The following is a 14,841-nucleotide window of genomic DNA, read 5'->3' on the forward strand; positions in this document are numbered from 1 at the left end:
CCACGCGCGCTCATGATCCGGCGCTTTCGCGCCGGTGCGCGCGTGGACGCGCGCGGTCCGAAAGAAGAAGATCACTCCAGGTACTGGCCGGCGTCGAAGGTCACGCAGGCGTCGGCGTCGTTGAAGGCGACGCCGACGGGGTCGCCGCCGGCGGCGACGATATCGAGCTGCTTCTGCAGCAGGACGCGCAGCATGGAGACGCCCTGGTCGCTGGAGACCAGGTGCTCCTCGGAATGGAAGGTGATCGGGCCCTGCCCGGTCTGCGCCTCGACATCGCCCGGGAAGCGCTGGTGCTCCTCGGGCGTCAGCTCGGCCCAGGTCTTGCCGTTGTAGCGCGATTTCATCTGCGCCAGCTCGCCGGCCGCGCGCACACGGCCGGCGACATAGATGCGGTAATGCGTGTCGTCGATCGGCACGGTCCAGCCGATCGACTCGACCCGGCCATAGCGGCCGACGCGCGGGCTGGGCACCACGCGCAAGGTCGGCAGCACGGCCTCCGTGATGCGCCGCAACGCTCGTCCATCCGGCAGAGCGCGCAGCTGCGTGCTCTTGATGCCGCGCGGCCCATACTCGAACTTCGCCTTGGGCATCACGGCCATCTGCTCGACGAACTGCGCACCGCTGAACGAGCCGTGCAGGATCGGCACGTGGTAGGGATCGACCACGTTCTCGAAATGCTGCAGCCAGTTGCAGGGCGCGATCACGATGCCGCCGCTGCCGATGCTGGAATCGTCGGCCTCGACGTGCTCGCCCGCCTCCAGGACCTCGAGGCACTCAAAGCGCGGCAGCACGGGCCGGCGTTCGGGCGGACCCATATAGGCGAAGATCAGCCCGTAGCGCTCCTGCACCGGATACCAGGGCTGGCGCACGCGGTCGCGCTGGCGGCCGCCCTCGGGCTCGCAGGGCTGCTCCAGGCAGCGCCCTTCGACGTCGAACAGCCAGCCGTGGTAGCAGCAGCGGATGCCGCGATCCTCGACCTTGCCGTAGTACAGCGTCGTGCCGCGATGGCAGCAGCGCGGGTAGACCAGGCCCGGCCGGCCGCTGCCGTCGCGGAACAGGATGAGGTCCTCGCCCAGGATCCGCACCGTGCGCGGCGTCGCGCCGGCATCGCGCGCCATCCCGACCGGATGCCAGTAGCGGCGCAGCAGCTCGCCCATCGGCGTGAAGCGGCCGACCTCGGTCAGACGCGCATTATAGGCCGGCTTCTCCAGATGATAGGCGCTGCCGTCATGGGCCGGGCGTGATGGCGGCTGGCGTCCGTCCATGGATCCACTCCTTCGATTGCGCTCCCTTCCCCGCGCGCAGCGTGGGGAAGGTGCCCGAAGGGCGGATGGGGAGCCAACGTGATGCTTCTTGTGGAGAGACCACGTCGGCTCCCCTCCGGCCCTTCGGGCCACCTCCCCAACCTCGTTGGGGAGGATATTCATTCCACCCTGGCGCCGGACACACGGATCAGCTCGGCCCATTTCGGCGCCTCGCGGGCGAGCACGGCCTGCAGCTCGGCCGGCGTGGAGCCGACCGGTGTCTGCCCCTGGTCGAGCATCTTCTGGCGCACGTCGGGCTCGGCGATCACCGCCTTGATCTCGCGCTGCAGGCGCTCGACGATCGCCGCAGGCGTGCCGGCCGGCGCGTAGGCGGCGACGTAGAGCGTCAGGTCGAGGCCCTCGACGCCCTGCTCCTTGAAGGTCGCCAGCTCGGGCATCGCGGCCGAACGCTGCGCGCCGGTCATGGCCAGCGGCTTGATGCGGCCAGCAGCGATCTGCGGCTTGGCCCCGACCGGGCTGCAGAAGGTGCTGTCGAGGCTGCCGCCATGCACGTCGCCGATCGCCTGCACCTCGCCCTTGTAGGGAACGTGGCTCAGCCGGCCGGACGCCGCCTTCTCCAGCAGGGTGCCGTAGAGATGGCCCGACGAGCCGATGCCCCAGCTGCCGTAGCTCACCGGCCGGCCCAGGCCCTTGGCCCAGGCGATGAAGCCGTTGATGTCGTCATGGGGCGCATCCTTCGCCACCACGAAGAGCACGCTGCCCAGCGAGACCTGGGTGATGGGCGCGAAGTCCTTCACCGGGTGATAGGGCAGGCTCTTGTAGAGCGCCGGATTGTTGGTGTGTGTCGAGTTGGTGGTGATCAGGAACGTGTAGCCGTCGGCCGGCGCGCGGGCCACGATCTCGGTGCCGATGATCGTGTTGGCGCCCGGCCGTGCGTCGACGACGACCTGCACGCCCAGCCGCGCCGACAGCCGTTCGCCGATCAGCCGGTTCAGCACGTCGATCGCGCCGCCAGGGTTGAACGGCGAGACCAGCCGGATCGGCTTGTTGGGGTAGTCCGCCGGCTGGCCCCATGCGGCGCCAGCCACCAGCGCAAAGGCCATCCAAGCCGACGCCAAGAACGCGATCGCCCGTCGCATGGTCCCCGCCCTTTCCGCCCCGATCGCCCATCTGACGCGGGCTGTGTCGACGGGCGGAACGGTAGACCGGGCCTCTCGGCAGGGTCAATGCCGCCCCGGGGCGTCCCGGGGCGGCAGCGCATCAGATATCGGCGAAGACGTGGCTTTCCTTCTTGCCGCCGGGATGGGTCACGGCGCCGTCGACCGCCGGCCCGACCAGCTGCGCGTACTTCCACAGCGCGCCCGAGGTGTAGCCGTTCTTGCGCGGCTTCCACGTCTTGGCGCGGGCCTTCAGCTCCTTGTCGGAGAGCTCCACATCGAGCCTCCCCTTGTTGGCGTCGATGCTGATGATGTCGCCGTTCTTGAGCAGCCCGATCGGGCCGCCGACGGCTGCCTCCGGCCCGATATGGCCGATGCAGAACCCGCGCGTGCCGCCGGAGAAGCGGCCGTCGGTGATCAGCGCCACATCCTCGCCGACGCCCTGGCCGTAGAGCGCGGCCGTGGTCGACAGCATCTCGCGCATGCCCGGCCCGCCCTTGGGGCCCTCGTAGCGGATGACGAGCACATCGCCCTTCTTGAACTTGCCTTTCACGACGGCCTGGAACGCCGCCTCCTCGCTGTCGAAGCAGCGCGCCGGCCCGCGGAAGGTCAGCTTCTTCATGCCCGCGACCTTCACGATCGCCCCATCGGGCGCCAGGTTGCCCTTCAGGCCGACCACCCCACCGGTCGGCGTGATGCAATCCTTCACGCGATAGACGACGTCCTGATCCGCGGGGAACTTCACGTCCTGATGGTTCTCGGCCAGCGTCTTGCCTGTCACGGTGAGGCAGTCGCCGTGCAGCAGGCCGTTGTCGAGCAGTTCCTTGATCACCACCGGGATGCCGCCGATGCGGAACATGTCCAGCGCCACATACTTGCCGCCGGGCTTGAGGTCGGCAACATACGGCGTCTTCTTGAAGATGCGCGCCACGTCGTGCAGGTCGAACTTGATGCCGCACTCATGCGCCATCGCCGGCAGGTGCAGCGCGGCATTGGTCGAGCCGCCGGTGGCAGCGACGACCACGGCGGCGTTCTCGAAGGCCTCGCGTGTGGCGATGTCGCGCGGCCGGATGCCCAGGCGCAGCAGGTTCATGGCGGCCTCGCCCGAGGCGGTCGCGTACTCGTCGCGAGTCTCGTAGGGTGCCGGGGCGCCGGCCGAGCCCGGCAGCGCCAGCCCGATCGCCTCCGACACGCAGGCCATGGTGTTGGCCGTGTACTGGCCGCCGCACGAGCCGGCCGACGGACAGGCGACGCATTCCAGCTCATGCAGATCGGCGTCGCTGAACTTGCCGGCGGCGTGCATGCCGACGCCTTCGAAGATATCGACCACGGTGACGTCGCGGCCCCGGAACTTGCCGGGCAGGATCGAGCCGCCATACATGAACACCGACGGCACGTTCAGGCGCAGCATGGCCATCATCATGCCGGGCAGCGACTTGTCGCAGCCGGCCAGGGTCACCATGGCGTCGTAGCAATGGCCGCGCATGGTCAGCTCGACTGAGTCTGCGATCAGGTCGCGGCTGGCCAGCGACGATTTCATGCCCTGGTGGCCCATGGCGATGCCGTCGGTGACGGTGATGGTCGTGAACTCCCGCGGCGTGCCGCCGGCAGCATTGACGCCCTTCTTCACCGCCTGCGCCTGGCGCGACAGAGCGATGTTGCACGGCGCCGCCTCGTTCCAGCAGGTCGCGACGCCCACCAGCGGCTGGCTGATCTGCTGCTCGGTCAGCCCCATGGCGTACAGGTAGGAGCGGTGCGGCGCCCGCTCCGGGCCGACCGTGGTATGGCGGCTCGGCAGCTTGGCCTTGTCCAGCGTCGGGTTGGGATGCAGCGCCCGGGCCTTGGCCCCCGTGCCCTTCTTCTTCTTGCTGCCGGCCATCTCTCCTCCTCATCAAGCGCAGGTCCGCGTTGGGCGCGCACCATAGAGGCAGAGGCGGCGCGACTCCAGCCGCGCGTCACTATCCGGGGCGCCGCACGAGCCTCCCGGCCGCGACTGCCCCGATCGCCCGATGGGTGAATGAGCAGTCAATAATACAGCTTCGACAATACCTTTTGTAACCGTGTTTTTCAAAAACCTCTCAATGGTTTATGGACCACATTCAATGAACTTTTCAACACAACGCAGATTGACGTGTGCGCTCCGGGAATGCTCCTATCTCCGCCGCCGCGCACAGGCACGACGCGCGAAAGTGGGGGTGTGGGAGATGACGGTCGATCTACGTCGCTGGGCATGGTCCGGAGCGGCTGCGTTGATGTTGTGCCTGGGTGCCGTGCCGGCGGCCGAGGCCAAGACGTTCAAGTGGACGAATGCCGGCGACGTCAGCGCCATGGACCCGTACTACCGCAACGAGACGTTCCTGCTGACATTCCTGGAGAACATCTACGAGCCCCTGGTGCGGCGTGACCGGAAGCTGGAGCTGGAGCCGGCTCTGGCCGTGAAGTGGGGCCAGACATCGCCGACGACATGGTTCTTCGATCTGCGCCGCGGCGTGAAGTTCCACGACGGCACACCGTTCACGGCCGACGACGTGGTGTTCTCGCTGAACCGCGCCGCCGGCGGCGGCTCGAACATGAAATCCTACTTCGCGTCAGTGAAGACGATCCGCAAGGTCGACGATTTCCGGATCGAGGTCGACACCGCCTATCCCGATCCGCTGCTGGCCTCCAAATGGGCCGTCGTCCTGATCATGTCCAAGGCCTGGGCGGAGAAGAACAACACCGCCGTGGCTGCCGATGCCACCAAGAACGAGGAGAACTTCGCCACCCGCAACGCCATGGGCACCGGCCCGTTCATGCTCAAGGAGCGCAAGGCCGGCGAGAAGACGGTCCTGGTCAACAATCCCAACTGGTGGGACACCCCGAAGCACAATCTCACCGAGGTGATCTTCACGCCGATCGCCAGCCCGGCGACCCGTATCGCCGCCTTGCGGGCCGGCGACATCGACATGACCTACGAGGTGCCGCCGCAGGACACCGAGAGCCTCAAGCGTGACCCCAAGCTCAAGGTGCTCGAGGGGCCCGAGCTGCGGGTGATCTTTCTCGGCTTCGATGTCGAGCGCAACGAGCTGACGGAGTCCAACGTCAAGGGCAAGAACCCGTTCCGGGACCGGCGCGTGCGCGAGGCGTTCTACCGCTCCATCGACGTCGAGGCCATCAAGCGCACGGTCATGCGCGGCCAGTCCTTCCCCACAGCGCTATTGGTGATGCCGGGGGTCAACGGCTACATCAAGGATCTCGACAAGCGCCCGCCGCTGCTGAAGCCCGAAGAGGCCAAGAAGCTGCTCACCGAGGCCGGCTATCCCAACGGCTTCGAGGTCGGCATGGATTGTCCCAACGACCGCTACGTCAATGACGAGAAGATCTGCCAGGCGGTCGTGGCGATGCTGGCGCGCATCGGCGTCAAGGTGAACCTGCTGGCGCAGACTCGTAACAAGTTCTTCGCCAAGATCCTGCGCAAGGCCGACAACAGCCCCGGCGACACGGCGTTCTTCATGCTGGGCTGGTCGCCGGTCGTGACCTACGACGTGCACAACGTGATCGAATCGCTGCTGCAGACGCCCAACAAGGACGCCAAGAAGGGACTGCTGAACGTCGGCGGCTACTCGAACCCGGCGCTCGATGCCCTGGCCGACAAGATGGCGGTCGAGACCGACAAGGCCAAGCGGGATGCCATGATCCTGGAGGCGACCAAGCTCTACACCGACGACTATGCCGTCATCCCGCTGCACCAGCAGGCGGTGATCTGGGCGACGCGCAGCAACATCGAGCTGTACCAGCCGGCGGACAACCGCTTCCCGCTGCGCTTTGTTCACGTGAAGTGACGAACGGGCGGCCGGCAGCGCTGCCGGCCGCCCGTCGCTGCTACTCGTCTTCCTGCTTGCGCCGCTTGCGCACCTTCACGGCATACTCGCCGCGCGGCCGGTTCTCATCGTTCATCGGATTGACGATGGTGGCACGGAAACGGTCCCAATCGTCGTCCTTGAAATCCTCGAGCCTCTCGACGAGATCGAAATTCTCGGACACGCCGTCGGCATAGAGCCAGCGCGGAAACGGCTGCAGCTGCAGCAGCGGCACCTCGCTGCGGATATGGATCGGCGTGCCGGTGCGCGTCAGCCGCACATTGGTGAAGATCGGTCCGAACCAGCGGTCGGTCTCGATGATGCCTTCATAGGCCTCATATCCGGACGGGCGCGGGAAGTTGGCGAGAGGCCGCGCCAGCACGCTCCAGCCGGGGGCCGTCCGAGCGACGTAGCCGCTCCAGATCTGCAGCAGGCCGGGCTCGTTCGGCGCGCCCAGGAAGGGCAGCGCGAAACCGCGGCAATCCTCCGGCACCCGCTCATCGAAATAAGTGTCGAAGTCGGGATAGTGAGACTGGCCCAGGGGCAGCCATTGACCGCCCGCGCCCTCGTGGCTCCAGAACGTCTCGCGGCCGTCCCATAGCACCTGAAAATCCATCGGGGGAAACAGGTACCAGCCGAAGGCCGAGGCTGTCCGCATCGGCTCGCAATAGCGAAAGGCACGCGTTGGATAGGTCCCTCCCGCCGCCTGATCGGCCCGCAGAGGCGGCCGGGCATCCGGCAGCATCCGGTAGAACGTGATGAGAGGCTTGGGAATTTCCGGTTTGGCTGTCTTGCTCATGACTCTACCAACACAGGCACATCCGATCGGCCGACAAAGACGGCTGGTTCGCGTAGTTCTCGCTCAGCCGCAAACGCCGATCAATTCGGTTTTGACCGAAACGTACTCGTCACACCGACGTCGACACAAAAAAAGCAAGCGCAGCATCCCCGCCACGCTTGCCTCTCAAAAAAACTGGATGATTCGCTTGTTGCCGATCAGAACGTCGGCGCCAGCATGCCCAGCTTCACCTTCTTCGCACCGAAGGCCGGGGCCAGCATGCCCAGCTGCACCTTCTTCGCACCGAAGGCCGGGGCCAGCATGCCCAGCTGCACCTTCTTCGCGCCGAACGCCGGGGCCAGCATGCCCAGCTGCACCTTCTTCGCGCCGAAGGCCGGGGCCAGCATGCCCAGCTTCACCTTCTTCGCGCCGAAGGCCGGGGCCAGCATGCCCAGCTGCACCTTCTTCGCGCCGAAGGCCGGGGCCAGCATGCCCAGCTTCACCTTCTTCGCGCCGAAGGCCGGAGCCAGCATGCCCAGCTGCACCTTCTTCGCGCCGAAGGCCGGAGCCAGCATGCCCAGCTTCACCTTCTTCGCACCGAACGACGGCGCGAGCATGCCAAGATTCACCTTCGACGTGCCGAAAGTGGGGGCAAGCATACCAATGCGGACCTTAGTCATTTTTGCATCCTCCTCATAAGACCTCGGCTTGAGGGGCGACCGGCTGCGACTGGCAACCGGGGCGACCCGCCCCGCGAACCGACCCGCATCAACCCCGATGCGGTGCGTGAGCAGAATGTGTTCTGAGTGACGAAAGCTCCGTTAATCGATCGCGAACGATCTGCGAAAAAAGGCAATCCAACAACTTAGGCTCACTTCCTGAACTGTCCTAGTGCTCAGAGAGGCCAGCCATTCGCAGACCAATCACATAACGCTCACGGTCCTCAGGCCTCTCAAGCGGCGTGATTGTTTCGAACATTTTGATGGAGAATCCGGGCTGTACCGCCAGGAGCTGACGTGAAAGATTACGCGCCTCGTCACCCCGTCCCAAATAGGCGAGACTGACGATGACAGGAACATACACCGCCATGAAGTTAGGATGCTCACGCAGGATCGGCTGGGCCGCCACGACTGCATCCTGATATCGACCAGCGAGCGTCAGCGAGATCACTGTCACCGTTTCCCAGAAGTAACGGAAGTTGTCGAACGGCGAGAGCGTGCGATAGCGCTCCATGCGCTCCAACGCATCAAGCGGACGGCCGCGATAGCAGGCGACGGCCGCGCTCAGTGCCCAGCCGAGGCCAAAGTTGGGATTCACCGTCAGCGAACGTTCGTGAAAGTGCTCGGCAAGATCGTAGTTGTGCCGCAGAAACGCCTCGACATGGGCCGCGAACGACAACCCCATCGGATCGTCGGGATCAAGCTCTATCGAGGCATGTGCATGACGCTCGGCAGCGGCGTCACTCTTCTCACGATCAGTCAGCCACCCCTGGCCGACTCCCATCAGATGCCAGAACGCCATCCAGGCGTGGGCATGCGCATATCCAGGATCCAGCCGCAGCGCACGTTCCAGAAACTCACCTGCGGTTCGGAACGCAGTTGGCGACGCTTGGTAGATGAGCGGCACAGCGCGCAGCATGCAGTCATAGGCGTTCGCGTTGTCGGGCGGGCGGCGCCGGACCCGGTCAATCTCGGCCTGCAGGATCTTGGGATTGAGCTGCCCCACGATGCCCCGGACGATCTCGTCCTGCACATCGAACAACCGCACGAACTCCACGGTCCGCTGATCGGTCCACAGCGCTCGCGCGTCTTCGCAATCGACCAACCGCACACCGATCCGGACGACGCCGCCCTGACGACGCACAGTGCCCTCAATTGCGTAGCGGACATTGAGGCGTCGCCCAATGTCCCGTGGGTCCACATCCTGGCCTCTGAAAACACCTGACGAGGCGCCCGGGATCACCGACAACCATTTGAAGCGGGATAGGCCGTTGACGATGTCCTCCGCAAAGCCTTCGCCGAGATACTCCTGCTCCGGATCGCCACCGACATTGCGGAATGGCAGCACGGCGACGGGCAGTGTCTCGATCTGCCCCTCGGCCACCGCCGGAGCCGGCTTGACGGCAGCGCCGACGGCAGCTGCGGGCGGCGGCGCGGCCGTCGGCATCGCCGTCTGCAGCTCCGGCATGGGCGTGTCCAGCCGGTCGGCACGGATGCGCTCGTAGAGCTGGATCGTGGGCTGGCCCGGCTTGGCGTCCAGCGTGCGCTTGAGGGCATCGACGCAGACCTGGAACTGGCGCAGGGCTGCCGCCTTGTCGCCGCTGCGCGCGAAGGCCTCCATCAGGCCGCGATGCGCCTCCTCGTGCGACGGCTCCAGCGCCAGCATATGGCGCGCGATGGCTTCGGCCGCCGGCAGGTCGCGCAGCACGATCAGCTCGCGCATCGCTGCAGCCATGCCGCCGAATGCCTGCTCGCGGCGCCAGGCGCGCTCGCCGTACAGCCAGTCCTGAAACGCTCCGCCGATCGCCGACAGGTCAGCCAGCAGATCGCCGCGATACAGCTCGGGAATCCGCCGCTTCTCCTCCAGCGGCCCGTCCGCCATGCGCTCGACCTCGCGGGCATCGATCCACACCTGGTCGAGATTCACCCGCATCACGTCGCGATCGATATGCAGCGCACCGGCATCGCCGTCGCGGAACAAGGCCCGCAGCTCGGTGATCGCCTGGCGCAGCGAGCCGCGCGCCTGCTCCTCCAGGCGGTCGCTCCAGACCAGGCCGGCGACACGCTCGCGGGTCGCCGACGCATCGGGTGTCAACGCCAGGAAGGCGAGCACGGCGCGGGTCTTCTTCGCCCGTGGCGTTCCGTCGGAACCATCCGAAAGGGTCACCCGACAGCCGCCCAGCAGGTAAATCCGTAGCATTCGCCCTTCCCGTCAGAAAGTTACAGACCTCTACGCAACAATGTTAACGTCATACATTCAGAATACGTTATAAGGCACTGTTTTATATCGGTCAATTGACATACGCTTCACGCATGCATTGGATATCACCGCCCTCAGCCCCGGCGAATCCTTACCGTCAACTGTCTGATTATAAAGGCAAAAAATCAAGGCGGCGACTCTCTAGTTGCAGGATGCGTGCGACTCCCGGCGCCACTGCAGGCGCGGCGCCGGCGCCGATCCTCAGCACCGCCGCGGACGATGAGGCGCAGCTGCCCCGGCCCGCCGCCTCACGTTGCAATGTATTGCCGCAGATCCTCGGCTTCTTGACGTGTTTCATCCAGCCGCCATTTGACAACGTCGCCGATCGACACGATGCCCATCAGCACCCCCCGCTGGACCACCGGCAGATGGCGGAAGCGGCCCTCGGTCATCAGCGCCATGACATGCTCGACCGTGTGATCAGGGCCACAGGTCACCACCGGCGTCGTCATCACCTCCTCGACCCGCAGGCCGAACGCATCGCCAGCCCGCCGCGCCAAGGCATGCAGGATATCGCGCTCCGACAGGATGCCGACGAGGCTCTTGTCCACGTCAAGAACCAGCACGGCGCCAATGCGCCGCGCCGACAGCGTCGCGATGGCTGACGCCAACGTCTCGTCGGGCGTGACCGCCACCACCCTTGTGCCCTTATTCTGCAGGATATCGGACACGAACATGGGCTTTCTCCTCCCATGAAGCGGGAAGCTGAGCCCAGGCACGTTCGCCTGACGCGGACGTCGGACCCGACTCCCGCACCCTTTGCCAACAGCGCCCGCTCCCTCATCATCCACAGGCCGCAGCGGCAACCACACCGTTCATCATCCCCTAGAGCCGGCCGGATGGCAATGCCGGCGAGGCATCGAATTTCGCTATCTAAATTATCAAGAAATACCACTAACTAATTGATCATAAATAGTTTTATTGTTGACATTTCAAATCATAAAGAAGTGATAACTCACTCAGCCGCTCACGCTGATTTCCTGTTTGCCGAATGATGGCGCCTTGCACCGCAGCCTCCGTGGCCTGCCGCATCCGAACGGACCTCCCGGCCGGCCCGCTGCGCCCACCTGTGCGGGAGCGAACCGACTGCTATTCACTTCATCCGGGCGGCCGGCGTCGTACCCTCCCGCGGTGCGCCATTGGCGGGAGATTCCTCGCTGCATCGGGGGTGACAGAGAAACACCGTAGCCGCCACGGTGGCGACGCGGCCCGATGCTACGGCCGCACCAGCCGCTTCCAGGCCCGCGGCCCGTCGAGGAACTGTCGCAGGTCGTCGAGGACGGCCTTGAACTCGGGATCCTTGTCAGCCTGCTCACGCAGGACATCCGACGAGGTCTCGCGGAAGGCTTCCATCACCGAGGCCGGCCACACGCGGATCACGACACCCTGCTTGCGAAAATACTCCATGGCGCGGGCCTGCTCGACCGGCGCCCGAGCCAGGGTCCAGGTGACGTTGGCACGGCAGGCGGTCTCGATCAGGGCGCGCCGTTCCGGCGGCAGCTCCTCCCATTTGTCCTTGCGCATGTAGAAGTCGATCAGCGACGCCGGCTGGTGCCAGCCGGGGAAGTAGTAGATCAGCGACAGCTTGTCGAAGCCCAGCGCGCGATCGACCGAGGGCATCGAGAACTCCGCCGCATCGATCTTGCCCTGCTGCAGCTTGTAGAAGACCTCACCCGGCTGCAAGGTGACGATCTCGGCGCCGAAGCGGGCCAGGACCTCGCCCGCCAAGCCTGCATAGCGGACGCGCAGTCCCTTGAGATCGGCGACCGAGCGCATCTCGTTGCGGAACCAGCCCCCGGCTTCCGACCCGGCCACGCCGCACATGACGGCATGCACGCCGAGCTTGTCGTAGAGGTCGTGATGGAAACGGCCGCCTTCGCCAGCGATCATCCAGGCGACATACTCCTCGGGCGTGGGCCCGAAGGGCAGCGACGAGAAGACCAGCAGCGCCGGCATCTTGGCCGCGGCGTAGGATGGCGACGTGAAGGCGGCATCGACGTCGCCATTCAGGACGGCATCCAGCAGGTCAGCCGTCGGCGCCTTGGCGCCCGCCTCGAGCATCTTGATCGACACCATGCCGGCCGACATCGTCTTCACCGCGGTGGTGAACTGCCGGCTGGCCTCGCCCAGCACCGAGATGCCGGGATTGAACGCCGTCTGCATGCGCAGCTTGGTGCGTCCGTCGGCGTCGGGCTTGCCGCCCGGTTCCTTCGGCGTCTCCGCCATCGACGGCGCGGGCGCCGGCGCATTGCCGCTCTGCTGCGCCCAGGCGCATGATGGAGCAGACGCAAGCAGCGCTGCTGCGAAGGCGAACACGCCTGCGATTCTGAGTGATGATGCACGCACGCTCGATCCTGCCGATGGCGCCGTCTCGCCGCCCCCCGCCCGTTCGATCCGGACGACGGTGCCGGAGCGATTATGGGCCACCCAAAGGTGGCCGCTTTTGGGTGCATCATCTACGCCCGCGCCGCCGGCGCTGCAAGCCGCAACCGGTCCGCGCAGTCCCTGCGGGGCTCTGTCCACGGCCAGCCATCTTCTGGTAAGATATTGACATGGCAAGAAAATTATTCGGAACGGACGGCGTCCGAGGGCGCGCGAACCTGGAGCCGATGACGGCCGATACGGCACTTCGGCTGGGCATGGCGGCAGGTGCCCGCTTCGTGCGCGGCGATCACCGCCACCAGGTCGTGATCGGCAAGGACACACGCCTCTCGGGCTACATGATCGAGCAGGCGTTGACCGCGGGCTTCCTGTCCATCGGCATGGACGTGCTGCTGCTGGGCCCGGTGCCGACCCCGGCGGTCGGCTACTTGACGCGCTCGATGCGTGCCGATATCGGCGTCATGATTTCCGCGTCGCATAATCCGTTCCACGACAACGGCGTGAAGTTCTTCGGGCCGGATGGCTTCAAGCTGTCGGACCAGATCGAGATCGAGATCGAGCAGCTGATGGCGAACGATCTCGCCGGCCACCGCGCCGAGAGCCGCGCGCTGGGCCGCGCCCAGCGCATCGACGATGCCGGCGGCCGCTACATCGAGGCGGTCAAGGCGAGCCTGCCGCGCGGATTGACCTTCGATGGCCTGACGGTGGCGCTCGATTGCGCCAACGGCGCTGCGTACAAGGTGGCGCCGCGCGTTCTGGCCGAGCTGGGCGCGCGCGTGATTCCGCTCGGGGTGGCGCCGGACGGCTTCAACATCAACCAGGAGTGCGGCTCGACCTTCCCGGGGGTGCTTGCCGAAATCGTGCAGGAGCGCGGCGCCGACATCGGCATCGCGCTCGATGGCGACGCCGACCGCCTGGTGCTGTCCAGCGAGCGCGGCGAGATCATCGATGGCGACCAGATCATGGCGACCATCGCCGACATCTGGGCCGACGAAGGCCGTCTCAGGGGCGGCGGCGTGGTGGCGACGCAGATGTCGAACCTGGGCCTGGAGCGCCATCTGCAGGCGCGCGGCCTGCATCTGGAGCGCACTGCGGTCGGTGACCGCTATGTCCTGGAGCGCATGCGCGAGGCTGGCTACAATCTCGGCGGCGAGCAGTCCGGCCACCTGATCATGACCGACGTCGCCACCACCGGCGATGGCCTGCTGGCGGCGCTGCAGGTGCTGGCAGCGGTGCAGCAGGCCGGCAGGCCGGTCTCCGAGGTCTGCCGCCGCTTCCGTCCCGTTCCCCAGCTGCTGCGCAACGTGCAGCTCGCGCCCGGCACCAATGCCAGCCGCCTGCTGGGCACGACACCGATCAAGGCCGCGCTGGCGGCTGCCGAAACCCGCCTGTCGGGCGGACGCCTGGTGGTGCGCAAATCCGGGACCGAGCCGCTGATCCGGGTGATGGCCGAAGGTGATGACGCGCGCCTCGTCGAGAGCGTGGTCGCGGAGCTGTGCCGCACGATCGGCCAAGCCGAGCCACAGGCAGCGGAATGACCGCGGACGGCGAGCGTGAGCATATCTTCGCCAGCATCTTCGTGCTGGCCATCGCCGCGATTCTCGGAGGCGACAAGGCATGAAAGGACGCGTGCTGATCATCGCCGGCTCGGATTCCGGCGGCGGCGCCGGCATCCAGGCCGATATCAAGGCGGTCACCGCGCTTGACGGCTTCGCGATGACCGCCATCACCGCGTTGACGGCACAGAACACGCACGGCGTGCATGGCGTCGTCGGCATCGAGCCCGCCTTCATCGCGCAGCAGATCGAGGTGGTCCTGGCCGATCTCGGCGCCGATGCGATCAAGACCGGCATGCTGCACAGCGCGGCGGTGATCCAGGCCGTGGCGAGCGCGCTGGCGGCGCATGCGCCGGCCACGCCCCTGGTCATCGATCCGGTGATGGTGGCCAAGGGCGGGCATCGATTGCTGCAGGCGGCAGCCGAACGCTCGCTGATCGAGCAGCTGCTGCCGCGCGCCACACTGGTGACACCGAACCTGCCCGAGGCCGAGGCGCTGGCCGGCTTTGCCGTCGCCAATGAGGCCGACATGGCCCGCGCCGGGCAGGCGATCCTGGCAATGGGGCCGGCAGCCGTCCTGGTGAAAGGCGGCCATCTCGAGGACAGCGACGCCGTCATCGACCTGCTGGTCGACGCCCATGGCGTCACACGCTTCACCCATCCCCGGATCGCGACGCGCTCGACGCACGGCACGGGCTGCACGCTCGCCTCGGCGATCGCCTGCGGCCTGGCGCAGCGGCTGACGCTAGCCGATGCCGTGACCCGCGCCCGCGACTATGTGCGCCGCGCCATCGAAACAGCGCCTGGCTTCGGCGGCGGCCATGGCCCGCTCAACCATGCCGTGACGTTCAACCCCGATTGGCGCTCGCTGTAGGCGGTCTTGCT

11 protein-coding genes are annotated in these 14,841 nt (G+C 66.4%); 3 read left to right on the forward strand and 8 right to left on the reverse strand.

Annotated elements, in window-relative coordinates; all coding sequences use genetic code 11:
- Positions 1 to 71: 71 nt before the first annotated feature.
- From FHP25_RS34710 to ilvD, 3 genes are all read right to left on the reverse strand, one after another.
- Positions 72 to 1,265, reverse strand: coding sequence for an aromatic ring-hydroxylating dioxygenase subunit alpha (locus FHP25_RS34710; protein ID WP_147851582.1), 1,194 nt, complete (start codon positions 1,263 to 1,265; stop codon positions 72 to 74).
- Positions 1,266 to 1,423: 158 nt separating this feature from the next.
- On the reverse strand, positions 1,424 to 2,404 hold the full coding sequence (locus tag FHP25_RS34715) for a Bug family tripartite tricarboxylate transporter substrate binding protein (protein ID WP_147851583.1): 981 nt from the start codon (positions 2,402 to 2,404) through the stop codon (positions 1,424 to 1,426).
- Positions 2,405 to 2,525: 121 nt separating this feature from the next.
- Positions 2,526 to 4,301 (reverse strand): dihydroxy-acid dehydratase, encoded by a 1,776-nt coding sequence (gene ilvD / locus FHP25_RS34720; RefSeq protein ID WP_147851584.1) that lies wholly within the window; start codon positions 4,299 to 4,301, stop codon positions 2,526 to 2,528.
- 373 nt (positions 4,302 to 4,674) lie between these two features.
- Here ilvD and FHP25_RS34725 point away from each other — a divergent pair, with 373 nt between their 5' ends.
- Positions 4,675 to 6,243 carry an ABC transporter substrate-binding protein gene (locus tag FHP25_RS34725; protein ID WP_218578830.1) on the forward strand — a complete coding sequence of 523 codons (1,569 nt, stop codon included), beginning with the start codon at positions 4,675 to 4,677 and terminating at the stop codon, positions 6,241 to 6,243.
- A 40-nt stretch (positions 6,244 to 6,283) separates the two neighbouring features.
- Here FHP25_RS34725 and FHP25_RS34730 read toward each other — a convergent pair whose 3' ends face one another.
- The 5 genes from FHP25_RS34730 to FHP25_RS34750 all read right to left on the reverse strand — a co-directional run bounded on the left by FHP25_RS34730 (position 6,284) and on the right by FHP25_RS34750 (position 12,334).
- Entirely contained in the window at positions 6,284 to 7,060 is a 777-nt protein-coding gene (locus tag FHP25_RS34730) for a DUF6065 family protein (RefSeq protein ID WP_147851586.1), read from the reverse strand.
- A gap of 197 nt (positions 7,061 to 7,257) precedes the next feature.
- Entirely contained in the window at positions 7,258 to 7,656 is a 399-nt protein-coding gene (locus FHP25_RS34735; protein ID WP_147851587.1) for a hypothetical protein, read from the reverse strand.
- Positions 7,657 to 7,927: 271 nt separating this feature from the next.
- Positions 7,928 to 9,958 (reverse strand): BTAD domain-containing putative transcriptional regulator, encoded by a 2,031-nt coding sequence (locus FHP25_RS34740; RefSeq protein ID WP_147851588.1) that lies wholly within the window; start codon positions 9,956 to 9,958, stop codon positions 7,928 to 7,930.
- A gap of 308 nt (positions 9,959 to 10,266) precedes the next feature.
- A complete protein-coding gene (locus FHP25_RS34745) occupies positions 10,267 to 10,695 on the reverse strand; it encodes a CBS domain-containing protein (RefSeq protein WP_147851589.1) in 429 nt (142 codons plus the stop codon).
- A gap of 538 nt (positions 10,696 to 11,233) precedes the next feature.
- Complete coding sequence (locus FHP25_RS34750) at positions 11,234 to 12,334, reverse strand: TRAP transporter substrate-binding protein (protein ID WP_178134014.1); 1,101 nt, start codon at positions 12,332 to 12,334, stop codon at positions 11,234 to 11,236.
- Between the two features lie 236 nt (positions 12,335 to 12,570).
- Between FHP25_RS34750 and glmM the strand changes: the two genes are divergently transcribed.
- Positions 12,571 to 13,938, forward strand: a complete 1,368-nt coding sequence (gene glmM / locus FHP25_RS34755) for a phosphoglucosamine mutase (protein WP_147851591.1) — start codon at positions 12,571 to 12,573, stop codon at positions 13,936 to 13,938.
- 79 nt (positions 13,939 to 14,017) lie between these two features.
- The gene (gene thiD / locus FHP25_RS34760; protein ID WP_147851592.1) at positions 14,018 to 14,830 is read left to right on the forward strand and encodes a bifunctional hydroxymethylpyrimidine kinase/phosphomethylpyrimidine kinase; all 813 of its coding nucleotides are present in this window, start codon (positions 14,018 to 14,020) and stop codon (positions 14,828 to 14,830) included.
- Positions 14,831 to 14,841: the final 11 nt, after the last annotated feature.

The organism is Vineibacter terrae (assembly GCF_008039615.1).
Taxonomy (GTDB): Bacteria; Pseudomonadota; Alphaproteobacteria; order Reyranellales; family Reyranellaceae; genus Vineibacter; species Vineibacter terrae.